The sequence below is a fragment of the Streptomyces sp. NRRL B-1140 genome (assembly GCF_001280065.1).
GTDB lineage: Bacteria > Actinomycetota > Actinomycetes > Streptomycetales > Streptomycetaceae > Streptomyces.
Genome location: NZ_LGEA01000148.1, coordinates 198,514 through 223,603 on the forward strand (window position 1 = coordinate 198,514; position 25,090 = coordinate 223,603).

A 25,090-nucleotide genomic window follows, 5' to 3' on the forward strand; every position below is an offset into this window, starting at 1 on the left:
AGCCCGTGGCCGAGCAGCAGGGGGGTAGGAGGCGTGGACGGCGGCCGTGGTGTCGTACCCGTGACGGAACCGGCCCCTCCCTTCCGGTCGGGAAGGGAGGGGCCCGGCGCTCTACCGTGCCGGTGTCGCCACCGGTGCCGGCGCGTACCCCGTGGGCCGGGCCGTGAAGGTTCCGCGGCCCTGGGTGCGGCTGCGCAACCGGGTGGCGTAGCCGAACAGTTCGGCCAGCGGCACGGTGGCGGTGACGACCGCCGCACCCGCGCGGGTGGCCGAGCCGGTCACCCGTCCCCGCCGGGCCGCGAGATCACCGAGCACACCGCCGACCGCGTCCTCGGGCACGGTGACCGTGACCTCGACGACCGGCTCCAGCAGGACCATCGCGCAGGCGCGCAGGGCCTCCCGGAGACCGAGCCGGCCGGCCGTGCGGAACGCCATGTCCGAGGAGTCCTTCACATGGGTCGCTCCGTCGGTGAGCGTGACGCGCAGCCCGGTGACCGGATGGCCGCCGAGCGGCCCCTCGGCCAGAGCATCACGGCAGCCGGCCTCGACCGCACGGACGTACTCCTGCGGCACCCGGCCGCCGGTCACGGCCGAACGGAACGCGAAGCCTTCTTCCCCGAACGGCTCCACGTCGAGGACGACCTGGGCGAACTGCCCCGCCCCGCCGTCCTGTTTGACGTGCCGGAACACCAGACCGGACACGCCCCGGCCGACGGTCTCGCGGTGGCTGACCCGGGGCCGGCCGACATTGACCTCCAGCCCCAGCTCGCGCCGGAGCTTCTCCACCGCCACCTCCAGGTGCAGTTCGCCCATGCCGGACAGCACGGTCTGCCCGGTCTCCGGGTCGGTCCGCACGGCCAGTGAGGGATCCTCGTCGGTCAGCCGCGCCAGCCCCGCCGCGAGCCGGTCGGTGTCACCGGCCCGGCGGGACTCGATCGCGGCAGACACCACCGGCTCGGCCACACCGGGCGGTTCGAGGACGAGCGGCGTGTGCTGTGCGCACAGGGTCGAGCCGGCGCGGGCGGACTTCAGCCCGATGACGGCGACGATGTCCCCGGCGACCGCCCGGTCCAGCGGGGCGTGCCGGTCCGCCTGGACGCGCAGGATCCGCCCGACCCGCTCGGCGCGCCGCGCACTCGCGTCCCACAGGGTGTCTCCCTTCTCGATCGTGCCCGAGTAGACGCGCAGGTAGGTCAGCCGTCCCGTCGAGGTGGCGTGCACCTTGAACGCGAGGGCGGCCACCGGTGCCGCGGGGTCGGCGGCCCGCTCCTGCTCCTCACCCTCGTGTTCGCCCCTGACCGGCGGCAGGTCCAAGGGCGACGGCAGATAGGCCACGACGGCGTCCAGCAGCGGCTCGACACCGCGGTTGCGGTACGCGGAGCCGCACAGCACGACCACCCCGTCACCGTCACGAGTCACCTCGCGCAACGCCGGCACGAGGGTCCGCTCGCCCAGCGCGCCCGTGTCGCAGAACTCCTTCAGCGCACCGGGGTGCAGTTCCGCCACGGCCTCCTCCAGCGACCGGCGGCGCGCCAGAGCCTCACCTAGCAGGTCCTCGGGGACCGGCACGTCCTCGAAGGTGCCGTCATCGGCCCACAGCAGTGCGCGCATGCGCACCAGGTCGACGACGCCGGCGAAGGCGTCCTCCGCTCCGATCGGCAGCTGCACGACCAGGGGTGCCGGGTGCAGTCGCTCCCGGATCGTCGCCACGGCCGCGTCCAGGTCGGCCCCGGCACGGTCCATCTTGTTGACGAACGCGATGCGCGGCACGCCGTACCGGTCGGCCTGCCGCCACACCGACTCGCTCTGCGGCTCCACCCCGGCGACCGCGTCGAACACGGCCACCGCACCGTCGAGCACCCGCAGGGCACGTTCCACCTCGTCGGCGAAGTCGACGTGCCCGGGGGTGTCGATGAGGTTGATCCGGTGACCGTTCCAGGCGCAGCTGACCGCCGCGGCGAAGATGGTGATGCCCCGGTCGCGCTCCTGCGGGTCGAAGTCGGTGACGGTGTTGCCGTCGTGGACTTCACCGCGCTTGTGTGTGGTGCCGGTCGTGAACAGGATCCGTTCGGTGACGGTGGTCTTGCCGGCGTCGACGTGGGCGAGGATTCCGAGGTTGCGGACGAGGGAGAGCGGGTTGAGGTGGGTGCGCACGGCCCGGGGCCTTTCGGTGCGATCGGGAAGAGGGGCAGCGCGATTTCGGGGGGAAACGGGTGACTGGAACCGCACCTGACATTGCGTCGGTGTCGGTGGGTGCCTGAGTCGTTCGACCCGGTCAGCCGGTGCCGCCGCGCAGCGGGCACCGGAACGACGAAGACACGAGGATCACCTCGTAGCGCGGCAGGGAAACGGCGACAGCGGCGTGGTCACGCATGGCCGTCTCCCTTCGTTCGTCGCGTTGTGCCCGGCGCTCGGTGGGCGGCGCCGGATCCGTCCGTGAGTGTAGGGAGACCCGGGGGTAGGGGGCGAGGGATTATTCCGGCGGGGTGGGGGTGTCGTGGGTGCGGTACATCGCCTGGACGTCGAGTTCCAGTTGGACCGTCGGGCCGACGACCGCGATGCCCCGGGCCAGCATCGAGCGCCAGTTCAGCGTGTAGTCCTCGCGGTGCAGTTCCGCGGTCGCCAGGGCCGCGCAGCGCAGTTCCTGGCCGTAGCCGCCGTTCACGGTACCGAGGTACGTCGTGTCCAGGGCCACCGAGCGGCTGACGCCGTGCATCGTGAGGGAGCCCTGCAGCGTCCACTTGGTGCCGCCCCGGTAGGCGAAGCGGCTGCTCGTGAAGTCGATGTACGGGAAGCGCTCGACGTCGAGGAAGTCGGCCGATCGCAGGTGATTGTCGCGGGTGGTGTTGCCGGTGGTGATGCTGGAGGCGTCGATCCGGACCTGCACGCGGGAGTCGGCCATGTCGGGAGCGATCCGGATGCCGCCCTCGAAGCGTTCGAAGCGGCCGTGCACATGGGCCATCCCGACATGCTTGGCGATGAACCGGATCGCCGTGTGCGGAGGGTCGAAGAGCCACGTTCCCGCTGTGGGCAACTGGAGCGCCTCGGCGGGCTGCAGCCAGACGCGCTCGGTGGCCGTCGGGGCGCCCGGGCTCGTCTCGATCGTCTCGCGGTGCGGCCGCAGACCCTCCGCCGAGATGAGCAGGCTGTACCGGCCGGGCGGCAGCGCCGCTAGGAAGTACCCGTAGGGGTCGGTCGTGCCACGGGCGGCGACACGGTGGGTGTCCAGGGCGGTGACGGTGACGTCCGCGGCCGCCAGGGGCGAGCCCATAGGGTCGACGACCTCGCGGGCCACGGCGCCCGCGCCGTCGGGGAGAGGGAGGGCGAGGTCCGCCGCCGCGGCGGAGGTGTTCTTGAGCCACCGGCGCCGGAGCAGTGCGAGGGCCATGGTGGTCACCTTTCTTCGGGTGTGCGGCCGTGCGGTCGGCGATTCAGCGCCTGCCGACGGCCGCACCTTGCTGCGGTCACACCCCCTTGTCGATCTTGACAGGCCGGCTACCAGCACGGGTGTCTCAATTCGAGACAGTCACGACCGTCCCCCGAAGACGTGCGCGTGCTCGGCCACCCATCCGGCGAAGGTGCGCGCCGGCCGGCCCGTGACCTTCTCCACGGTGCCCGAGACCGTGCGGCCCACCTCCGGGGTGTCGCCGTACGCCATGAGCAGGAAGCCGATGACGTCTTCCGGAAGACCCGCCGCACGCCACTGCGCGAGAGCCTCCTCTTCGGTCAGCTCGACCAGGGTGATCTCCCGGCCGGTGGCCGTGGCGATCGTCTTCACCTTGTCGCCGACGGTGAGCACGTCCGGACCGGTGATCACGTACTCCTGGCCGCCGTGCCCCTCTTCCGTGAGCGCGACCGCGGCGACGGCACCGATGTCGCCCTCGTGGACCATGGCGCTCAGCCGGTCGGTGAACGGCTCCCGCACCTCGCCCGCGGTCACGATCCCGTCCACCCACTCCAGGGCGTTCGCCATGAACTCGACCGGCATGAGCACGGTCCAGTCCACGCCGTCGGCGGCGCGCACCGCGTCCTCCAGCGGGGTGGGACCCCCGCCGTGCAGCACGGTCACGCGCCGGACACCGGCGGAGCGGGCGAGCTCCAGGATCCGGGGGCCGGTGTCCAACGGGCTGAAGGCGGCGCCCCCGAAGGTGATCAGGTGGAGGCCGGTGACGCCGTCCAGAGCCGGGGTCAGCCCCTCCGGCTCGGTCAGGTCGCCCTCCACGACCTCGACGCCGGGCGGAAAGGACGCCTTCCCGGCGTCCCGCGTGAGAGCACGCACCTCGTGCCCCCGTTCGAGCAGTTCGGCGACGACCTGACGGCCGACGGTTCCGGTGGCGCCGGTGACGAGGATCTTCTGCGTCTGAGTCATGCCACGACCCTAGGAAGGCTTGCGGTCACCTTCTGTCCGCGAGCCGGAGTCCGGCGGGCTCCCTTCGAACGCGGCGAGCAGCACGCCCCGTACCCCCTCCTCCGTCACCTCGCGCGGGTTGGCGTACGGCTCGCCCGCGGCCCGGGCCGCCGCCTGGGCGAGGTCGGCCTTCGTGAGGCCGAGTTCGGCGAGGGAGCGCGGGGCGCCGAGGCGCCCGGCCAGGGCCCACAGGGCGCGGGGCACGTCGTGGGTGCCGAGGGCGCGCCCCAGTACCGTCAAGGCCTGCGGGGCGGCTGGGGCGTTGTGGGCGAGGGCGTAGGGCAGGACGACGGTGTGGGTCTCGGCGTGGGGCAGGCCGTAGGTGCCGCCGAGCACGTGGCACAGCTTGTGGTGCAGGCCCATGGTCGTCGCGCCGAGGCACGCGCCGCACAGCCATGCCGCGTACAGGGCCCGGCCGCGCGCGTCGAGATCCGCGGGGTCGACGGCCAGCCGTGGAAGTGCCCCGGCCATCGCGCGGACGCCCTCCTCGGCCATGACCGTCACCAGCGGTGAGACGTCCGGGGCGTACAGCGCCTCGACGGCGTGCGCGAGTGCGTTGATCCCGCTGGTCACGGTCAGCGGCACCGGCAGGGAGATCGTGAGCCGTGGGTCGTAGACGACGCTGCGGGGCTGGACGACCGGGTCGCGGCCGGTGCGTTTGGTGCCGTGCTCGGTCAGGCCCCACACCGGGGTCATCTCGGAGCCCGAGTAGGTGGACGGTACGGCGATCAGCGGCAGTCCGGTGCGCAGGGCGATCGCCTTGCCGAGGCCGATCGCGGAGCCGCCGCCGACCGCGACGCAACCGTCCGCGCCGGCCGCCCGGACGGCCGCGACGGCCCGGTCCGCGTCCTCGACGGGCACATGCATCCGTGCCTGGGCGTGCAGCCCGGCGCAGTTGTCGCCGAGCGCCTCCGCTACCGCCCGCGCCACCTGCTCTCCCCGGCTTCCGGACACCACGAGGAGCCGCCGCAGGCCCAGGCGCGCCGCCTCGCCCGGGGTGGCGGTGACAGCCGCGCCGGGCCGGAAGACCACCCGCTGGGGCCGGGTCTCGTAGCTGAACTCCTCCTGGAACGTCATGCGGTCCGCTCCAGTACGAGGTCGAAGCGGGCGTGCCGGAAGGGGTTCGCCACGCCGAACTCCCGGGCCAGCGCCGGGTCGTCGGTCTCCGTGAAGTCCTGGACGAGGCTCTGCTGGACGGCGAACACCGCGTCGGAGTCGAGGTAGTCGCCGCCGGCCACGAAGATGTGCGTGGTGACGGGTGCGTGGCCCTCGGCCGCGGCGATGAAGTGGATGTGCGCGGGGCGGTAGGGGTGCCGTCCGGTCGCGCGCAGCAGCTCGCCGACGGGACCGTCGGTGGGGATCGGGTACGCCGCCGGGACGCAGGTGCGGAACCAGAAGCGCCCCTCGGTGTCGGCGGTGAACAGCCCGCGTCCGTTTCCCGCGGGCTGGACGCCGGGCTGCTGGACGTCGTAGTAGCCCTGGTCGTCGGCCTGCCAGACGTCGACGACGGCGCCGGGCAGCGGCGTGCCGTCCGCGGACCGCACCCGGCCGCTGACGACGCACCTCTCACCCCGGCCCACCAGGTCGATGTCGTCGCCGAGCGCGCGCGGCGGCGACTCGGTCATGTGGAAGGGGCCCAGCACGGTCGACTCGGTGACCCCTGGCGCGCGGTCGCCGTTCAGGGTCTCCACCAGCATGGACAGACCCAGTACGTCCGACAGCAGGATGAACTCCTGCCGGGTGTCGGTGCAGGTCCGGCCGGTCGCCGTCAGGAAGGCGATCGCCCGCTCCCACTCCGCCTGGGTGAGTCCGGTCTCGCGGGCGAAGTCGTGCAGATGGCGGACGAGGCCGCTGAGCAGTTCACGCAGCCGTGGGTCGGTGGTCGGGCGTAGGCTGGCCAGGGCCTGCTGGGTGACGTCGGCCCCGGTGGCATCGGTGGTCATCCCGGCTCCTCGTCGTCGATGTCCGCTTCTTCCATGATGGCGGGCTCACCCGTGCCCGAGGATCCGCCTCAGCGCGTCCGCGAGCAGTTCCCCGGCGGCCGGATCGGCAGTGGCGTGCCGGAAGGCGACGAATCCGTCCGGGCGGACGAGGAGGGCTCCCGCGTCGGAGGTCTCGCGCAGGCGGGCCCAGTCGCCGTAGGGGTCGTCGTACTCCTGGCCGGGTCCGATCACCACGGTGGCGATCTCGATGTCCTGGGCGGCGGCCGCCCTGACCCAGCTCTCTCCCCCGATGCCGGTCAGCAGGGTGAAGCGGCCCCGGCCGACCGTGTCGAGGGTGGAGAGGGCGCGGGTGCCGCGGGTGATCCAGGCGTGCGGGAGGCGGGCTCCGGGCCGGGTGGAGGGCTGGTGGTGCAGTTCGGGGTCACGGCTGAAGCCGGGGTCGGGCGTGCCGTCCGGGACGATCGCGTCGGAAGTCTCCGCGTCATAGCGCTGGTTGAGGTCGACGCCGTGTGCGTTGAACTCGTAGGCCTTGAAGGCGATCGCCTCGCGGAGCTTCGCCCGCTGCTTCTCGGCGGCCTCGGTGGCGTCCTTGCGGGCGGCGATGTTGGCCCAGAGCTGCTCGGGGGTCTGCGGCGAGAGGCCGTCGAGGGCCTCGAAGACGGGGGCGGTCTCGCGGATGGACCGGTTGGCGCGGGTGACGATCTGCCGTCCGACGGGGGCGCGTTCGGCGGTGTAGCTGTCGAGCAGCCGCGGGTGGGCGGTGCCGTCGAGGACCAGCTTGAGCTTCCAGGCGAGGTTGTAGGAGTCCTGGATCGAGGTGTTGGAGCCGAGGCCGTTGGACGGCGGATGCCGGTGGACGGCGTCGCCGGCGCAGAAGACCCGGCCGTCGGCGTACGTCTGCGCGTACATCTCGTTGACGGTCCACGCCGAGGACGACGTGACGGTCACGGGGATGTCGTCGTCGCCGACGAGCTTCCGGACGATCGACTCGGCGTACTCGGTCGTCAGGTCGGGGGCGCCGGCGCTCACGTCGTAGCCCCAGACGATCAGCCACTCGTTCCAGGGGCGCACGCAGCGCACCAGGCCCGCGCCGATGCCGCCGACCGTCGCGCCGGGGGCGAGGACCCAGTAGAGGGTGGAGGGGCGGTGGGCGGTGTACTTGCCCAGGTCCGCCTCGAAGACGATGTTGATGCTGCCGGCCACGCCCATCTGCCCGCCCATGGGCAGCCCGGCGTCGGCGGCGACCTTCGACCGTCCGCCGTCGGCGCCGATCAGGTACTTGGCGCGGATCTCGTACGTGTCCCCGCGCAGCCGGTCGCGGACGGTGGCGGTGACGCCGCCGGCGTCCTGGGTGTGGGCGAGGTACTCGTTCTCGAAGCGGAGCCTGGTGCCGCGGGCGACGGCCGCGTTCACGAGGACCGGCTCCATGAGGTGCTGCGGCATGTCGCACATGCGCGTGGGGCTGGCCAGTTCGTGCTCGGCCTGCACGAGCGGGTCGTTGCCCCATGAGCGCACCCGGCCCAGCTCCTCGCCCGCCAGACTGGTGCAGAACGTCGTGTTGCCCATCAGGTGCTGCGGGGTGGCCCGGGCGACGACCTCCTGTTCCACACCGAGGTCGCGCAGCACCTCCATGGTGCGCTGGTTGGTGATGTGCGCGCGGGGTGTGTCGGCGAGGCTCGCGTAGCGGGTCACCACGATGTTGGGGACGCCGTAGGTGCTCAGGGCCAGCGCGGCCGAGGCACCGGCCGGGCCGCTGCCCACGATCAGGACGTCGGTCTCGACGACGGTGGCCATGCGGCGCTCCTGCGAAGGGGGACTGAGGATGCGGAACATGCACGATCATGGAGTGGTCCGGGCGGGCGCGGGTGTCTCATTACGAGACACCCGGTGGCCAGCGAAGGCCGGCGCCGGGTCGCTGCCGAAGGGAACACCGCGGAGCCGCCGCGCAGGGCGGAACCAGGACCCGCAGTTGTTTCCTGTTCAACCGAACCCGCTACGGTGGTCCGTGCCGTGACCACCACAGACCCCTCCCCCGCAGCCACCGCCCGGCCCTCGCTGCGCCTCGCCCGCGAGCGGTTCCTGTCGGGCCGTCCGCTGCCCCGGGGCGTTCCGGAGGAGGTCGTCGCGGCGTGGCGGCGGGCGCGGTTCTTCGGCGTGCCGCACGACTTGGCGGAACCGGTGGCCCGCCCCCCGCGCGCCGGGGACTCGCCGCTGCTCGACGCCGCCCGGCCGGTGCTCGACCGGATCGTCCCGGCTCTGGACGGGGGCGAGGCGCTGCTCGTCCTGACCGACGAGCGGCTGCGTGTGCTGTGGACGGCGGGAAGCGTACCGGGGCTCGGCGGGTGCGCCGTCCTGTCGGAGCAGGAGGTCGGAAACAACAGCGCGGCGCTCGCCGTGCGCAGCCGGAGCCGGGCCGAGGTACACGGGCCCGAGCACTTCCTCGACCGGTGGCAGGACGTGTCCGCGGTCAGCGTCCCCGTGCTCGGGTCGGAGAGCGGGCAGATGCTGGGCACCCTGACCGTCGCGTCACCGCTGTGGGCAACCGGAACACCTCACCCGCAGGCGGCCTTCGCCGAGGCCGCGGTCGCGGCGATCGAGACGGAACTGCGGGCACGGGCCGGGCGGGACGAACGGGTGCTGCTGGACGCCTATGTGCGGGCGGCACACGGGCCGGACCGGGCCGTGGCGGCACTCGACGGCCGCAACCGGCTGGTCAGTGAGGCGGCGCAGCGGTTGCTGACGCCCGAGGTGCTCGGGGCCCTGGAGCGTACGGCGGCCAGTGCGCGGGATACGGACGTCACGAGCCTCGTGCGGCTGCCGGAGGGAGCCGGGTGCACCGCGCGCGTCACCCCGGTGTGCCGGGACGGCCGGACCATCGGGATCGTGGCCGCCCTGGAACCGCTCGACGATCCGGCGCCCGACGCCCCGGCTTCGGCCTCACTCCCGCCGGTCGCCCTGACCGGCTCCTCGGTCCCCTGGCGGCACGCCGTCGGGCAGGCCGTGCGACTGGCCCGCTCCCGGGAGCCCCTGCTGCTCACCGGTGAGCGCGGTACGGGCAAGTTCGCGCTGGCGCGGGAGCTGTCCGGGCCGGGACCCGTCCAGGTCGCCGACGCGGCGCGGGACACCGGCCTCGACCAGGCCCTGCACGCCTGGCACTGCGAGCACCCGCTCCTGCTGCGGCACGCCGAGCGCCTCGCACAGCCCGGCGTGGCCGCGCTCAACACCCTGCTCGACCAGCGCCCGGACGCCCGGGTGCTGATCACGTACACACCCGGCGCGCCCGCCGGCCCCTGCCTGCAGCGTCTGCTGGACAAGCTGTCCGCCCGCACCGTGACCCTGCCACCGCTGCGGGAACGCGCCGAGGACATCCGGGAACTCCTGCCCGCCCTCACCCCCCGCCCCGCGCCCGGGCAGCCGCCGCTGACCTGGACCCTGGACGCCCTGCACGCGCTGGAGCAGTACCCGTGGCCCGGCAACGTCACCGAGCTGGCCCATGTCGTACGGGCCCTCGCGGAGCACCGGCGGGTGTCCGGGCCGGTCCGCCGGACGGAGCTCCCGGACGCCGTCCGGGAAGGACCGGCCGCTCGTCCGCTCAGCCCGATGGAGCACGCCGAGCGGGCCGCGATCCTGGAGGCGCTGCGCCGCCACGGGGGGAACAAGGCTCGCACGGCGACGGCGCTGGGCATCGGCCGGGCGACGCTCTACCGCAAGCTGCGGGGGTACCGGCGCTGATCCCTGGCGACGGGGACGACGCACAACAGCTCGGGCGGGCCGAGAAGATCTCGACCCGCCCGAGCTGGTCTGTGTCCGAGGGGGGACTTGAACCCCCACGCCCGATAAAGGGCACTAGCACCTCAAGCTAGCGCGTCTGCCATTCCGCCACCCGGACCAGGTGTCTGCCGCCGTGCCAGGGCTGTTCCCCGCGGCGACATGGACAACCATACCAAGCTTTCGGAGTGCCTTTCACCTGCGTTTCCGTGCGCCTGGCGGGGGTCCGGGACCTTGCGCTCCGATGCGTTTAGGGTCACACCATGAGTGACTGGATGGTTACGCAGGGATCCCCGGGTGGGCGTCGACCGCGTGCGCTGTCGCCGCTCAGGGAGCATCTGCGCGACACGTTCTGGTTCGCCCCCACCGCGGCGATGGTGAGTGTCTTCGTGGTCTGGCTGGGGGCCGAGGCACTCGACACGGCCATCGTCGACGCGCTCCGGCAGGACCGTGACTACGACACGCTCGGCGAGCTGCTGAGATTCGCCGAGGACGCGAAGGCCGTGGTGAGCGCGGTCGGCTCGGCGATGATGACCTTCATCGGTGTGGTCTTCAGCATCTCGCTGGTGGCCGTGCAGATGGCGAGCGGGCAGTTCACCCCGCGCGTGGTGCGGCTCTTCGTGCGGAGCCGGATCACCAAGGCGACCTTCGCGGTCTTCCTTTCGACCTTCGTACTGACCCTGCTGGTCCTGACGAGTTTCGACACCGTCGACGATCCCCGGGCCGTCACGACGGTGCCTCTCGTGCAGTCGGTCCTCACCTTGTGCATGGTCGCTCTGAGCCTGCTGCTCTTCGTGCTGTACGTGAACGCGACCCTGCGGCTGATGCGGATCAGCCATGTGATCGCGCGGATCGCCTCGGAGTCGTTCCGGGTGGTCGCCTCGATGCCCGTGCCGGTGAGCGGGCAGGACACCGCGGCCCTCGGCGCAAAGACCGCGTGGGTGCCGCACGAAGGCCGGGCCGGGGTACTGCGGGACGTGCACATCGCGCGCCTGGTGCGGGTGGCGCGCACCCACGGGGTCGTGCTGCGGCTGATCCCGCGGATCGGGGACTTCGTGGTGCCCGGCATGCCCGTGCTGGCGGTGCACGGCGGGCCGGTCCCGCCGCGCAGGGCGCTGCGCCACGCCATCTCGGTGGGCGTGGAGCGGACCTACCACCAGGATCTCGGTTTCGGGCTGCGGCAGTTGTCCGACATCGCGCTGCGTGGCCTGTCCCCGGCGGTCAACGATCCGACGACGGCCGTCCAGGCGCTGGACCGCATCGTCCAGTTCCTGGCCGCGCTGAGCCGGCGCCCGCTGGACGCCGCCCTGCACCGGGACCGGGCCGGTGCGGTGCGGCTGGTGCAGCCCGTGCCCGGCTGGACCGAGCTGGTGGATCTCGGGTTCACCGAGGCGCGGGGGTGCGCCGTCGGCAACCCGCAGGTCTCCCGGCGCATGCTGGCTGGTCTCGACGACCTGCTTCTGCTCGCGCCACCGGAGCGCCGCGAGCCGCTGCTGCGCCATCGGGAGCTGCTCCGGCAGGCCGTCGCTCTCGCCGCGGCGACCGCGCCGGACCGGGACTTCGCCCTGCGCCCGGACCGGCAGGGCATCGGCTGAGCGACGCCTCGAAGGCCCGGCCGCGCCACGCCGGACCGCACCCGTGCGGCGACCTCCTGCCTGCCGTCAGACCGCTCCGGCGTCCGACGCCGGCCCCCCTTCGTCGCGAACCCCGCGGGGAACCGGCGTCGGACGCGCCCCCTACGTCAGGGCAGCAGCTGGTACTCCGGGAAGTTTCCCGGCAGCCGCTCCCCCTGCGGTCCTCGCGTCACCGCCCGCACGAGCAGGTCCCCGCCGACGAACGCGCCGCGCCAGGACGCGCCGAGCCCGCCGAACAGCTCGTCGCGGTCGCCCCGGGAGCGAGGTGTGCCGTGGCCGACCTTGAACGCGCGGATGTGCGGGGCGAGCCGCTCGTACGTCGCCCGGTCGTCCGTGGACAGGGTGGCGACCAGCGCGCCGTTGGAGGCGTTCATCGCGGCCAGCAGCTCCGCCTCCGTGTCGACCAGGACGATCGTGTCGACCGGGCCGAACGGCTCCGCGTGGTGCAGCGGGGAGGAGGAAGGCGGATTGAGGAGGGTGACCGGCTGGACGTAGGCGGAGGTGCCCTGGCCAGGCAGGAAGCGGGCGTCGTCGGGTGTGGCACGGTGCAGCGGTACGGCGCCGCGTTCGATCGCCACGGCGACCTGGTCCTGCAGCTCCTTCGCCTTGGCCGCGTTGATCACCGGCCCGAAGTCCAGCTCCGGGTACGGGTCGTCGGGCCGCTCCACGGCGAGCGGATGCCCGACCCTGAGCGTGCGCACCGCCGGGAGGTACGCCGCCAGGAACGCGTCGAACAGGTGCCGCTGGACGACGAAGCGCGGGTACGCCGTGCAGCGCTGCTTGCCGTAGTCGAAGAGCTTGGGGATCACCCCGGTGAAGGTGTCCCAGTCCGAGTAGTTCCAGATGCCCCAGGTGTTGAGTCCCTCCTGTTCGAGTACGTGTGGTTTGCCGAGGTCGGCGACTGCCGTGGCCACCGCGGCGCCGGTGTCGCGGCCGCCGACGAAGGAGACGCAGCCGATCTCGGGCGCCCGCACCAGCGCCTGGGACAGCTCGCTCCCACTGCCGCTGACGAGGGTCACCGGAACTCCCTCGCGGGCGGCGAGGGCGCAGGCCAGGGTCAGGCAGGCGACACCGCCGTCGGTCGGGGTCTTGGCGATGACCGCGTTGCCTGCCAGTGATTGGACCAGCAATGCGTGAACGAGCACGCTCATCGGGTAGTTCCAGCTGGCGATGTTGGATACCGGGCCGTCCAGCGGGGAGCGGCCGGCGAGCATCGGTTCGATGCCGTCGACGTACCAGCGGACGCCGTCGATGGCCCGGTCGACGTCCGCCTGGGCGAGCCGCCAGGGCTTGCCGATCTCCCAGACGAGCAGGAGCGCGAGCAGTGTGCGGTGTTCGGTGAGGGCGTCGAGTGTGGCCGCGACCCGGGCCCGGCGCTCTGCCAGGGAGAGGTGCCGCCAGGCGCGGTGCTGGTCGAGTGCGGCGCACACGGCCCGGTGTGCGGTGGTCCCGTCCAGGCGGGGCGGGCCTGCGATCGGGCTGCCGTCGACGGGGCTGACGGCGGGCAGGACCCGTCCGTCCTTCTGCCAGGTGCCGTTCCAGAGGTTGAGGACCCGGTCGTCGCGGAAGGCCTCGGGAGCGATGCCGAGGCAGCGCTGCCACGCGTCCGGCCAGGAGGTGCCGGTCTTGAGGGTGAGGGTGGGATCCATGGGGCTGCTCCGCTCTCGGTGCACAGTCGGGGGCGGGGAGGGGTGTTGAGGGTCTGCTGCCTGCTGACGGGCCGCGGCGCGTCGTGCGCGCAGGTATCGCGACGGTCCGGATGACGGCCCTCCCACGCGTTGTGCGCATGGGCCGCGACGGCCCACACGACGGGCCGTCCCACGCGTTACGCGCATGGACCGCGACGGGCCGGATGACGAGCCGCCGTCCGGCGCGCAGCGCAAGCACGCCGGTGGTTTGGCTAGCGCCCTTCGAGTCGGGCGAGCACCAGCCTCGCCGTCTCGGTCGGTGTGCTGCCCACGCTCACCCCGACCGCCTCCAGGGCCTCCTTCTTCGCGGCGGCCGTGCCGGAGGAACCGGACACGATCGCGCCCGCGTGGCCCATGGTCTTGCCCTCGGGCGCCGTGAATCCGGCGATGTAGCCGACGACCGGCTTGGTGACGTGCTCGCGGATGTACGCCGCCGCGCGTTCCTCCGCGTCGCCCCCGATCTCGCCGATGAGGACGATCAGTTCGGTGTCGGGATCGTCCTGGAAGGCGGCGAGGCAGTCGATGTGTGTGGTGCCGACCACGGGGTCGCCGCCGATGCCGACGCAGCTGGAGAAGCCGATGTCGCGCAGCTCGTACATGAGCTGGTAGGTCAGCGTGCCCGACTTGGAGACCAGTCCGATGCGGCCCGGCTTGGTGATGTCGGCCGGGATGATGCCCGCGTTGGACTGGCCGGGGGTGATGAGGCCCGGGCAGTTGGGGCCGACGACGCGGGTGCCCTTGTCCTCGGCGTACGCGGTGAAGGCGACGGAGTCGTGGACGGGGATGCCCTCGGTGATGACGACGGCGAGGCCGATGCCGGCGTCGGCGGCCTCGACCACGGCGGCCCTGGCGAAGGCGGGCGGGACGAAGACGACGGTGACGTCGGCTCCGGTGGAGCGCATGCCGTCGGCGACGGAGCCGAAGACCGGCACGGAACTGGGGGCACCTCCCAGGCCGTTCAGGCACTGGGGGACGTCGAAGTCGACGGTGCGGCCGGCCTTGCGCGGGTTGACGCCGCCGACGACGTTCGTGCCGGCCGCGAGCATGCGCCGGGTGTGCTTCATGCCCTCGCCACCGGTCATGCCCTGGACGAGGACCTTGCTCTCCTTGGTGAGGTAGATGGCCATGGCGTTCCCTCTCCTCAGGCCGTGGTGGCGAGTTCGGCGGCACGGGCGGCGGCGCCGTCCATGGTGGTGACCTGCTGGACCAGCGGATGCGCGTGCTCGTCGAGGATGGCCCGGCCCCGTGCCGCGTTGTTGCCGTCCAGGCGGACGACCAGCGGTTTGGTCAGGCGCACGGATTCCAGGGCCTGCACGATGCCGTCGGCGACTGCGTCGCAGGCCGTGATCCCGCCGAAGACGTTGACGAAGACGGATTTCACGTCCGGGTCGGAGAGGATGACCGACAAGCCGTCCGCCATGGTCCGGGCGCTTGCTCCGCCCCCGATGTCGAGGAAGTTGGCAGGTCGCGCGCCGCATCCCGCGACCACGTCCAGCGTCGACATGACGAGACCGGCGCCGTTGCCGATGATGCCGACCTCGCCGTCCAGCTTGACGTAGTTGAGGCCCTTCGCCGCGGCGGTCGCCTCCAGTGCGTCGTCGTGTTCCGCGTCGTCCGCGCCCCAGCGTGCCTGCCGGAAGCGGGCGTTGTCGTCAAGGGTGACCTTGCCGTCAAGGGCGAGAATCCGGCCCTCCTTCGTGCGGACGAGCGGGTTGACCTCGACGAGGAGGGCGTCCTCACGGACCAGGACCTCCCAAAGGCGTACGAGGACGTCCACGGTCTGCTGCGGCAGTCCGGCCGCCTCGGCGATCTCCCCCGCCTTCGCGGTGGTGACTCCCTCGGCCGGGTCGACGGGAACACGGGCCACGGCCTCGGGACGGGTGGCGGCGACCTCCTCGATCTCCGTGCCGCCCTCCGCGGAGGCGATCGCGAGGAAGCGGCCCGCCGCGCGGTCGAGAACGTAGGACACGTAGAACTCGGTCTCTATGTCCACCGGTTGGGCCAGCATGACCCTGCCGACCGTGTGTCCCTTGATGTCCATGCCGAGGATCTGGCGTGCGGTCAGCTCGGCGTCGGCCGGGCCGGCGGCGAGCCGCACACCGCCGGCCTTGCCCCGGCCACCGGTCTTGACCTGGGCTTTCACCACGACCCGACCGCCGAGTCGGCGTGCGATCTCGCGGGCCTTCTTGGGCGAGTCGGTCACCTCGGCCCTCGGCACCAGGATGCCGTGTTCCGCGAAGAGTTCTCTTGCCTGGTGTTCGTACAGGTCCATTTCGGCTCCTGACTGAAAATGCCGCACGCCCCCTGGACACCACCCACCGGATGCGGGATAACAAGCTTCATACAGTATTCGTCGACTGTATGCAATGTACTGCGAGCCGCTCCAACCCCCTACGAAGGGACAGGACTTCGCCATGCCCGACGACACCCAGGACTTGATCTCCGGTGGTCATCTCGTAGCCAAGGCACTGAAGGCCGAGGGGGTCGACCGCATCTACACGCTGTGCGGCGGCCACATCATCGACATCTACGACGGCTGCGTCGACGAGGGCATCGAGGTCGTCGACGTACGCCACGAGCAGGTCGCCGCCCACGCCGCCGACGGCTACGCCCGCATCACCGGCAAGCCCGGCTGCGCGGTGGTGACCGCCGGCCCGGGGACGACCGACGCCGTCACCGGTGTCGCCAACGCCTTCCGCGCGGAGTCCCCGATGCTGCTGATCGGCGGTCAGGGGGCGCTCTCACAGCACAAAATGGGGTCCCTGCAGGACCTGCCGCACGTCGACATGATGAACCCCATCACCAAGTTCGCGGCGACCGTGCCCGACACGGCGCGCGCGGCGGACATGGTGTCCATGGCGTTCCGCGAGTGCTTCCACGGCGCGCCCGGCCCCTCCTTCCTCGAGATTCCGCGCGACGTGCTGGACGCCAAGGTCCCCGCCGCCAAGGCACGCGTGCCGCAGGAAGGCTCCTACCGCGCCTCGACCCGCTCGGCCGGTGATCCCGAGGCCATCGAGAAGCTCGCCGACCTGCTGGTGCACGCCGAGAAGCCGGCCGTCCTGCTCGGCAGCCAGGTCTGGACGACCCGGGGCACCGAAGCGGCCGTGGAGCTCGTCAGGGCCCTCAACATCCCGGCCTACATGAACGGCGCGGGACGCGGCACCCTCCCGCCCGGCGACCCGCACCACTTCCAGCTCTCGCGGCGCTACGCGTTCTCCAACGCCGACGTCATCGTCGTCGTCGGCACGCCCTTCGACTTCCGCATGGGTTACGGCAAGCGGCTGTCCCCGGACGCGACCGTCGTGCAGATCGACCTCGACTACCGCACGGTCGGCAAGAACCGCGACATCGACCTCGGCATCGTGGGAGACGCCGGGCTGGTACTGAGGTCGGTCACCGAGGCTGCCTCCGGACGCATCAACGGCGGCGCGTCCAGGCGCAAGGAGTGGCTGGACGAGCTGCGCGCGGCCGAGCAGACCGCTCTGCAGAAGCGGCTGCCCAACCTGAAGTCGGACGCCTCACCCATCCACCCCTACCGCCTGGTCAGCGAGATCAACGACTTCCTCACCGAGGACTCCATCTACATCGGCGACGGCGGCGACATCGTCACCTTCTCCGGCCAGGTCGTGCAGCCCAAGTCGCCCGGGCACTGGATGGACCCGGGTCCCCTCGGCACGCTCGGCGTCGGCGTCCCCTTCGTGCTCGCGGCCAAGCAGGCACGGCCCGACAAGGAGGTCGTCGCGCTCTTCGGTGACGGCGCGTTCTCCCTCACCGGCTGGGACTTCGAAACCCTCGTCCGCTACAACCTCCCGTTCGTCGGCATCGTCGGCAACAACTCCTCCATGAACCAGATCCGCTACGGCCAGGCCGCCAAGTACGGCAAGGACCGTGAGCGGATCGGCAACACCCTGGGCGACGTCCGCTACGACGAGTTCGCCCGCATGCTCGGCGGCCACGGCGAGGAGGTCCGCGACCCCGCCGACATCGGCCCGGCCCTGCTGCGCGCCCGCGAGTCCGGCAAGCCGTCGCTCATCAACGTCTGGGTCGACCCCGACGCGTACGCCCCCGGAACCATGAACCAGACCATGTACAAGTGAGGTGCCCGCGATGACCGCTACCTCCGCCAAAGCCCTCGAAGGCATCCGCGTCCTGGACATGACCCACGTCCAGTCCGGGCCGTCGGCGACCCAGCTGCTCGCCTGGCTCGGCGCGGACGTCGTCAAGCTGGAGGCTCCGACCGGTGACATCACGCGCAAGCAGCTGCGTGATCTGCCGGACGTCGACTCCCTCTACTTCACGATGCTCAACTGCAACAAGCGGAGCATCACCCTCAACACCAAGACCGAGCGCGGCAAGGAGATCCTCACCGAGCTGATCCGGCGCTCCGACGTCATGGTCGAGAACTTCGGCCCGGGCGCGGTGGACCGGATGGGCTTCACCTGGGACCGCATCCAGGAGATCAATCCACGGATCGTCTATGCCTCCATCAAGGGGTTCGGCGAGGGCCCGTACACCAATTTCAAGGCGTACGAGGTCGTCGCGCAGGCCATGGGCGGGTCGATGTCGACCACCGGTTTCGAGGACGGACCGCCGCTGGCGACGGGGGCCCAGATCGGGGACTCGGGGACGGGTGTGCACGCCGTGGCGGGCATCCTCGCCGCGCTCTTCCAACGGGAGCGCACCGGGCGCGGGCAGCGGGTCAACGTGGCCATGCAGCACGCTGTACTCAACCTGTGCCGGGTGAAGCTGCGGGATCAGCAGCGTCTGGCACACGGGGCGCTCGCTGAATATCCCAACGAGGACTTCGGCGACGAGGTTCCCAGGTCCGGGAACGCGTCCGGCGGCGGGCAGCCCGGCTGGGCGGTCAAGTGCGCGCCGGGCGGCCCGAACGACTACGTGTACGTCATCGTGCAGCCCGTCGGCTGGCAGCCGATCAGCGAGCTCATCGGCCGGCCCGAGCTGGCCGACGACCCCGAGTGGGCGACGCCCGAGGCGCGGCTGCCCAAGCTGGGGAAGATGTTCCAGTTGATCGAGGAGTGGTCCTCGACGCTGCCCAAGTGGGAGGTGCTGGAGCGGCTCAACGCGCACAACATCCCGTGCGGGCCGATCCTGTCCACCCGGGAGATCATCGAGGACCGTTCGCTGGTCGCCAACGAGATGGTCGTCACCGTCCCGCACCCCGAGCGCGGCGACTTCGTGACCGTCGGCAGCCCGCTCAAGCTGTCCGACTCCCCTGTGGACGTGACCAGTTCACCCCTGCTCGGCGAGCACAACGAAGAGGTCTACGTCGGCGAACTCGGCCTCGGTGACGAGGAAGTGCGCCTGCTCAAGTCGAACGGGGTGATCTGACGTGATGGCGGAAGACCGGGTCCTGCGGGTGCGGTCCCTCCTGGAGTCCGTGCGGGCCGAGGGGCGGACCGCGCTGACCGCGCCCGAGGGCAAGGTGATCGCCGACGCGTACGGGATCGCCGTACCGGGCGAGGAACTGGCGACGGACGTCGACGAGGCCGTGGCGTTCGCGGCGCGCTTCGGCGGGCCCGTCGTGATGAAGATCGTCTCGCCTGACATCCTGCACAAGACCGACGCCGGCGGGGTGATCATCGGGGTCGAGGGTGCGGCCGACGTACGGGCCGCGTTCCACACGATCATCGACAACGCGCGTGCCTACGACGCCGACGCCCGTATCTCGGGCGTGCAGGTGCAGGAGCTGCTGCCGAAGGGGCAGGAGGTCATCGTCGGCGCCGTCACGGACCCGACGTTCGGGAAGGTGGTCGCCTTCGGGCTCGGCGGAGTGCTCGTCGAGGTGCTCAAGGACGTCACGTTCCGGCTGGCGCCGGTGACCGCCGACGAGGCGCTGTCCATGCTGGACTCGATCCGGTCGGCGGAGATCCTTCGCGGGGTGCGGGGCCAGGCGGGTGTGGACCGGTGGGCCGTCGCCGAGCAGATCCGCAGGGTGTCGCAACTCGTCGCGGACTTCCCCGAGATCGCCGAGGTGGACCTCAATCCGGTGATCGCGACGCCGGAGGGGGCCGTCGCGGCCGACATCCGGGTGATCCTCGCCGAGTCGCAGCCCGCGCCCCGCCGGAAGTACTCGCGCGACGAGATCCTCACCTCGATGCGCCGGCTGATGCAGCCCCGTTCGGTCGCCGTGATCGGCGCCTCCAACGAGCAGGGCAAGATCGGCAATTCGGTGATGCGCAACCTCGTGGACGGGGGCTTCGCGGGCGAGATCCACCCGGTGAACCCCAAGGCCGATGACATTCTGGGCCGCAAGGCGTACAAGAGTGTCACGGACGTTCCCGGTGAGGTGGATGTGGCGGTCTTCGCGATCCCCGCCAAGTTCGTGGCCTCGGCCCTCGAGGAAGTGGGACGCAAGAAGATCCCGAACGCCGTGCTGATCCCCTCCGGGTTCGCGGAGACCGGCGAGCACGAACTCCAGGGGGAGATCGTGGCGATCGCCGAGCGGCACGGCGTCCGGCTGCTGGGGCCGAACATCTACGGCTACTACTCGACCTGGCAGGACCTGTGCGCCACGTTCTGCACGCCCTACGACGTCAAGGGCGGGGTGGCGCTGACCTCGCAGTCGGGCGGTATCGGGATGGCCATCCTGGGCTTCGCGCGCACCACCAAGACGGGCGTGTCGGCGATCGTCGGGCTGGGCAACAAGTCGGACCTCGACGAGGACGACCTGCTGACCTGGTTCGGCGAGGACCCGCACACCGACTGCATCGCGATGCACCTGGAGGACCTCAAGGACGGCCGGGCGTTCGTGGAGGCCGCGCGGGCCACCGTGCCGAAGAAGCCGGTGGTCGTACTGAAGGCCGGGCGAACCGCGGCCGGTGCCAAGGCGGCCGGTTCGCACACCGGCGCCCTCGCCGGTGACGACGCCGTCTACGACGACATCCTGCGGCAGGCCGGGGTGATCCGCGCGCCGGGGCTGAACGACATGCTGGAGTACGCGCGCGCGTTGCCGGTGCTTCCCGCCCCCAAGGGCGACAACGTCGTCATCATCACGGGCGCCGGCGGCAGCGGTGTGCTGCTCTCCGACGCCGTGACGGACAACGGCCTGTCGTTGATGGAGATCCCGCCGGACCTGGACGAGGCGTTCCGGAAGTTCATCCCGCCTTTCGGGGCCGCGGGCAACCCGGTGGACATCACCGGGGGCGAGCCGCCGTCGACGTACGAGGCGACGATCCGGCTGGGTCTGGAGGATCCGCGTATCCACGCGCTGGTCCTCGGCTACTGGCACACCATCGTCACTCCTCCCATGGTCTTCGCCGAACTCACCGCGCGCGTGGTGGCCGAGTTCCGGGAGCGCGGGATCGAGAAGCCCGTGGTGGCGTCGCTCGCGGGGGACGTGGAGGTCGAGGAGGCCTGCCAGTACCTCTTCGAGCGCGGGGTCGTGGCGTACCCGTACACGACCGAGAAGCCGGTGGCCGTACTCGGCGCGAAGTACCGCTGGGCGCGGGAGGCGGGACGGCTGGGGGGCGGTACATGAGGTGAGTGAGCGGGGGCCGGCCGACGGTGCGCGTCGGCCGGCCCCGGGACCCGCACGCGCACGAAAGGAATGGGACAGGGGGCGCTGGCCAGATCTTTCGACGCAAGGGGTGCGACACGACATGACAACGACCGATCTGCCCACCACGGTTCCCTACCGGGAGGTCACCGACGCGAACGGCCGCGTCTACCGCCTCGGTGAGACCGACATCGACATCATGGGCCGCAAGCGCAAGTGGATGGTGATCCTGCCCTGGATCGGCATGATGGGCATCTCCTCCGCCGAGTACGCGTTCGCGTCCGCCGAGGACACCCTGCACACGGCGCACAGCTGGAACAGCATGCACATCTTCTGGATGATGACCGTCTGGGTCTTCTTCCAGGCCGCGGTGGCCTTCCCCGCGGGGAAACTGCGTGAGAGCGGAAAACTGCCGGCCCGCTGGGCCATGATGCTCGGCGCGACGGGCACCTTGCTGGGCTACCTGTCCCTCGCCTTCGCGCCGCACGTGGTCTTCGCCTACATCGGCTTCAGCATGTTCAGCGGCATGGGCGCGGGCATGGTGTACGCCACCTGCGTCAACATGGTCGGCAAGTGGTACCCCGAGCGCAAGGGCGGCAAGACCGGCTTCGTCAACGGCGGTTTCGCCTACGGCTCGGTTCCCTTCGTGTTCCTCTTCAACGGCTACATGGACCTCACCAACTTCCGCTGGGTGCTGGTCTCGGTGGGTCTGTTCCTGGCCGGGATGGTCGCCTTCTCCGGCTACTTCTTCAAGGACCCGCCGAAGAACTGGTGGCCCTCCACGATCGACCCGCTGAACCCGCCGGACGACCCGCGCGCGGCCCGCTCGATGCGGATGAACCCGCCGGCGGTGCGCCAGTACTCCCCCAAGGAGGCGTGGAAGACCGGCCGGGTCGCCCTGATGTGGTTCTGCCTTGCGTGTACGTCCGGCGTGAACATCTTCGGGATCGCCTTCCAGGTGGACATCGGCGAGGAGGCCGGCTTCGCCGGCGGGATCGTGGCCACGGCCATGTCCCTGAAAGCCGTCGTCAACGGCACCGGCCGCGGCGTCATTGGCTGGCTGTCGGACCTCTACGGCCGCAAGCGGTGCCTGCTCGTGGTGTGCCTCATCCTGGGCCTCGCCCAGTACGGCATCCTCTGGTCGGCCGAAAGCGAGAACCTGGCCCTGTTCCTGATCTTCTCCGCTGTCTCCGGCTTCGGCGGCGGCGCCATCTTCCCGATGTTCGCCGCGCTCACCGCCGACTACTTCGGTGAGAACAACAACGCCTCCAACTACGGCATGGTCTACAGCGCCAAGCTCGTCTCCGGCCTGGGCGCCGGCATGGGCGCGGTGGTCGTCGGCGCCTGGGGGCACTCCGGTGCCTTCATCCTGGCCGGCTCCATCTCCCTCTTCGCCGGCTGCGTGGCGCTGTTCCTCACCCCGCCGGGACGCGACAAGGAAACGCGCCGCATCTCCCCCAACCCGCAACCGCTCGGCGAGGACACAGCCTGACATGACGGCAGATCCGTACGAAGCACGCACCGCCTCCTTACCCTCCGGCGCCGCACACCGTCCCTACCGCGAGGTGACCGACCCTCATGGCCGTGTTTACCGCGTCGGCGAGACCGACCGGGACATCCTCGGCCACTCCCGCAAGATCATGGTGTATCTGCCGTGGATCGCCATGATGGCCATCAGCGTCTTCGAGTACGCGTACGGCTCCGCGGAGGACACCCTGTCCCACGCGCACGGCTGGACGCAGAGCAACACTTTCTGGATCCTCAGCGTCTGGGTGTTCTTCCAGGCCGGCATCGCCTTCCCGGCGGGCTGGCTGCGGGAGAAGGGCCATCTGTCGGCCCGCTCGGCCATGTACATCGGGTCGGGCCTGTGCCTGCTGGGGTTCCTGGCCCTGTCGCACCTCGACAACGTGCTGCCGGCGATCCTCGGCTTCGGCGTGGTCGGCGGGACCGGCGCCGGGCTCGTCTACGCCACCTGCATCAACATGGTCGGCAAGTGGTTCCCGGAGCGGCGCGGCGCCCGCACAGGGTTCGTCAACGGAGGGTTCGCGTACGGGTCACTGCCGTTCATCTTCATCTTCAACTACGGCTTCGACACGGCGAACTACCACCGCGTCCTGGACCTCATCGGCGCTTACGTCATGGTCGTGGTCGTGGCCTGCGCGTTCTTCTTCAAGGACCCGCCGAAGAACTGGTGGCCCGCGGAGATCGACCCGCTGTCCTTCTCCGGGGACCGGAAGAACGCGGCGAGCCTGGCCAAGAACCCGCCGGCGGTACGGCAGTACACCCCGAAGGAGGCCATCCGCACGGGCATGCTGCCGCTGATGTGGCTCTCGGTGGTGATGACAGCCGGAGTGTCGATCTTCGGGATCTCGTTCCAGGTCGACTTCGCCAAGGACGTGGGCTTCGGCCCGCTGGTGGCGGCGTCGTCGATGGGCGTGATGGCGGTGGTCAACGGGATCGGCCGTGGTGTGGTGGGCTGGCTGTCCGACCGGTGGGGCCGCAAGTCCACCCTGGTGTTCGTCATCGTCGTGCTGGGCCTCGCCCAGTTCGGCGTGATCTGGGCGGGCGACCTGAAGAGCGAGTGGCTGTTCCTGTTCTTCGCTTTCCTGTCCGGCTTCGGCGGCGGCGCGTTCTACCCGCTGTTCGCGGCGCTCACCCCGGACTACTTCGGGGAGAACTACAACGCCACCAACTACGGGCTGGTCTACAGCGGCAAACTGATCAGCGGACTGTTCGGCGGCGGACTGGGCTCGATGGTGGTCGCGGCCTGGGGCTACAACGGCGCGTACGCGCTCGCCGGGGGCGTGTCGATGCTCGCCGCGCTGGTGGCCCTGCTGCTGCGCCGGCCGGGTCACGCACCGGCTCGGGCACGGACCGCGGGCTGACGGCCGACGGCGGGCTGATGGCCGCGGCACCATGAGGAGGCCCCTCCCCGTTCGGGGAGGGGCCTCCTCATGTCCGGACAACGGTCAGCACTTCTCCCTCAGGGAGTGCAGGTGCGCGCTGGAGCGGCGGGCGAAGGTGAAGGACTCGGCCGGGTTGTCGTGCTCGGCCTGCCAGTGGTGGGCCATGCGGTGGCCGCGCAGCCGGGTCACGGCGGAGATGAACCGCTGGTAGTCGATGTCCCCGTCGCCGACGTCGGTCATGCGGTAGCCGTACGGGTTGGACGGGTCGCTCTCGCCGTCCTTCACGTGGAAGAGCGGGTAGCGGTCGGGCTGCCGCAGCACGTAGTTCAGCGGCTCGAACGGGGCGGACGTGCCGTCGGGCCGCTTGGAGAAGCGGAACTGGCCGACGTACGCCCAGTAGATGTCCATCTCCAGGAAGACCAGGTTCGGGTCGGTCTCCTTGAGCAGGACGTCGTAGAGGCGGACCTTGGGGTTGTCGGTGGCGAAGGAGAACTCCTCGGAATGATTGTGCTGGTAGAACTTCATGCCCCGGGCCCTGGCCGCCGCCCCGTAGGTGTTGAAGTCCTCGGCGGCGCGCTTCCAGGCGTCGACGGTCGAGCCGTAGCGGAACGGACCGGCCGCCGTGCCGATGTGCTTCAGGCCGAGGGCCTGGGCGTCGTCGAGGACCCTGGTGAGGTTCTGGGCGAAGGTGTAGGCGTTCGGGTCGCTGGAGTAGTAGCCGACGTGGCTGCCGATCGGGTTCAGGCCGTGGTCGCGGGCCAGCCGCTTGAGCTGGGCGAGTGTGATGGGGCCCGCGGAGCCCTGGGTGTAGCCGGCGAACTCGACCTCGTCGTAGCCGTACCGCTCCAGCTCGGCGAAGACGGGACCGAAGCCGAGGGTGGAGACCTTGTCGCGCAGGCTGTAGAGCTGTATGCCCAGGCGACCCGGCGGCAGGACGGGGCGGCCGCGGCCCTTGGCGCCGGAGGCGGTGGCGGGCGTGGCGTCGCCGGTGGCGGTCGCGTTGCCGACGGCGGTCGCGTCGCCGTTGGCTGCGTTCGCCGGGGCCGCGGCGCCGAGCAGGGCGGCCGCGGTGGCACCTGCGGCCACGCCGAGCATGCCTCGTCTGCTGAGGCGGTGGCCGAGTTCGGGGTCGGGCTGGGAGAAGCGGCTCATGCGGGGAACTCCTCGTGATCGCGGGGCGTTGTCGGTGGTGAGTGCTTCACTTGTGAGCGGTCGGGGCTGAGGGTG

Annotated in this window: 17 protein-coding genes and 1 tRNA gene; 7 read left to right on the forward strand and 11 right to left on the reverse strand. The window is 71.2% G+C overall.

Features of this window, described 5'->3' with window-relative positions; all coding sequences use genetic code 11:
* Nucleotides 1–111: 111 nt before the first annotated feature.
* The 6 genes from fusA to ADK65_RS34195 form a co-directional block, all read right to left on the reverse strand.
* On the reverse strand, nucleotides 112–2,154 hold the full coding sequence (gene fusA / locus ADK65_RS34170; RefSeq protein WP_053675091.1) for an elongation factor G: 2,043 nt from the start codon (nucleotides 2,152–2,154) through the stop codon (nucleotides 112–114).
* A gap of 319 nt (nucleotides 2,155–2,473) precedes the next feature.
* Nucleotides 2,474–3,388, reverse strand: a complete 915-nt coding sequence (locus ADK65_RS34175) for a YceI family protein (protein WP_053675093.1) — start codon at nucleotides 3,386–3,388, stop codon at nucleotides 2,474–2,476.
* A gap of 138 nt (nucleotides 3,389–3,526) precedes the next feature.
* Entirely contained in the window at nucleotides 3,527–4,369 is an 843-nt protein-coding gene (locus ADK65_RS34180) for an NAD(P)H-binding protein (protein ID WP_053675095.1), read from the reverse strand.
* 9 nt (nucleotides 4,370–4,378) lie between these two features.
* Nucleotides 4,379–5,485 carry a maleylacetate reductase gene (locus ADK65_RS34185; protein ID WP_053675097.1) on the reverse strand — a complete coding sequence of 369 codons (1,107 nt, stop codon included), beginning with the start codon at nucleotides 5,483–5,485 and terminating at the stop codon, nucleotides 4,379–4,381.
* Nucleotides 5,482–6,351, reverse strand: coding sequence for a dioxygenase (locus ADK65_RS34190; RefSeq protein WP_053675099.1), 870 nt, complete (start codon nucleotides 6,349–6,351; stop codon nucleotides 5,482–5,484). The genes ADK65_RS34185 and ADK65_RS34190 overlap by 4 nt, the downstream gene beginning before the upstream one ends.
* 45 nt (nucleotides 6,352–6,396) lie before the next feature.
* Entirely contained in the window at nucleotides 6,397–8,145 is a 1,749-nt protein-coding gene (locus ADK65_RS34195) for an FAD-dependent oxidoreductase (RefSeq protein WP_053675100.1), read from the reverse strand.
* A gap of 216 nt (nucleotides 8,146–8,361) precedes the next feature.
* Between ADK65_RS34195 and ADK65_RS34200 the strand changes: the two genes are divergently transcribed.
* Nucleotides 8,362–10,083, forward strand: coding sequence for a sigma-54-dependent Fis family transcriptional regulator (locus ADK65_RS34200; protein ID WP_053675216.1), 1,722 nt, complete (start codon nucleotides 8,362–8,364; stop codon nucleotides 10,081–10,083).
* Nucleotides 10,084–10,155: 72 nt separating this feature from the next.
* Here the strand turns inward: ADK65_RS34200 and ADK65_RS34205 are convergent.
* Nucleotides 10,156–10,240: transfer RNA gene (locus ADK65_RS34205), tRNA-Leu, on the reverse strand.
* 142 nt (nucleotides 10,241–10,382) lie between these two features.
* On the opposite strand from ADK65_RS34205, the gene ADK65_RS34210 reads away from it, so the two are divergent.
* A complete protein-coding gene (locus ADK65_RS34210) occupies nucleotides 10,383–11,714 on the forward strand; it encodes a DUF2254 domain-containing protein (RefSeq protein WP_053675102.1) in 1,332 nt (443 codons plus the stop codon).
* A gap of 146 nt (nucleotides 11,715–11,860) precedes the next feature.
* On the opposite strand, the gene ADK65_RS34215 is transcribed toward ADK65_RS34210, so the two are convergent.
* From ADK65_RS34215 to sucC, 3 genes are all read right to left on the reverse strand, one after another.
* Nucleotides 11,861–13,402, reverse strand: coding sequence for an aldehyde dehydrogenase family protein (locus ADK65_RS34215; RefSeq protein WP_053675104.1), 1,542 nt, complete (start codon nucleotides 13,400–13,402; stop codon nucleotides 11,861–11,863).
* Between the two features lie 251 nt (nucleotides 13,403–13,653).
* Complete coding sequence (gene sucD / locus ADK65_RS34220) at nucleotides 13,654–14,568, reverse strand: succinate--CoA ligase subunit alpha (protein ID WP_053675106.1); 915 nt, start codon at nucleotides 14,566–14,568, stop codon at nucleotides 13,654–13,656.
* 14 nt (nucleotides 14,569–14,582) lie between these two features.
* Complete coding sequence (gene sucC, locus ADK65_RS34225; protein ID WP_053675107.1) at nucleotides 14,583–15,713, reverse strand: ADP-forming succinate--CoA ligase subunit beta; 1,131 nt, start codon at nucleotides 15,711–15,713, stop codon at nucleotides 14,583–14,585.
* A 142-nt stretch (nucleotides 15,714–15,855) separates the two neighbouring features.
* Between sucC and ADK65_RS34230 the strand changes: the two genes are divergently transcribed.
* From ADK65_RS34230 to ADK65_RS34250, 5 genes are all read left to right on the forward strand, one after another.
* Nucleotides 15,856–17,538: a thiamine pyrophosphate-binding protein gene (locus ADK65_RS34230; protein ID WP_053675109.1), complete on the forward strand. Its 1,683-nt coding sequence runs from the start codon at nucleotides 15,856–15,858 to the stop codon at nucleotides 17,536–17,538.
* A gap of 10 nt (nucleotides 17,539–17,548) precedes the next feature.
* Nucleotides 17,549–18,790, forward strand: coding sequence for a formyl-CoA transferase (frc, locus tag ADK65_RS34235; protein ID WP_053675111.1), 1,242 nt, complete (start codon nucleotides 17,549–17,551; stop codon nucleotides 18,788–18,790).
* Between the two features lie 4 nt (nucleotides 18,791–18,794).
* Nucleotides 18,795–20,939, forward strand: a complete 2,145-nt coding sequence (locus ADK65_RS34240) for an acetate--CoA ligase family protein (RefSeq protein ID WP_053675219.1) — start codon at nucleotides 18,795–18,797, stop codon at nucleotides 20,937–20,939.
* 121 nt (nucleotides 20,940–21,060) lie between these two features.
* Complete coding sequence (locus tag ADK65_RS34245; RefSeq protein ID WP_053675112.1) at nucleotides 21,061–22,449, forward strand: OFA family MFS transporter; 1,389 nt, start codon at nucleotides 21,061–21,063, stop codon at nucleotides 22,447–22,449.
* A gap of 1 nt (nucleotide 22,450) precedes the next feature.
* The gene (locus tag ADK65_RS34250) at nucleotides 22,451–23,842 is read left to right on the forward strand and encodes an OFA family MFS transporter (protein WP_053675114.1); all 1,392 of its coding nucleotides are present in this window, start codon (nucleotides 22,451–22,453) and stop codon (nucleotides 23,840–23,842) included.
* Nucleotides 23,843–23,926: 84 nt separating this feature from the next.
* On the opposite strand, the gene ADK65_RS34255 is transcribed toward ADK65_RS34250, so the two are convergent.
* Complete coding sequence (locus ADK65_RS34255) at nucleotides 23,927–25,015, reverse strand: sugar phosphate isomerase/epimerase family protein (RefSeq protein WP_053675117.1); 1,089 nt, start codon at nucleotides 25,013–25,015, stop codon at nucleotides 23,927–23,929.
* Nucleotides 25,016–25,090 lie beyond the last annotated feature (75 nt).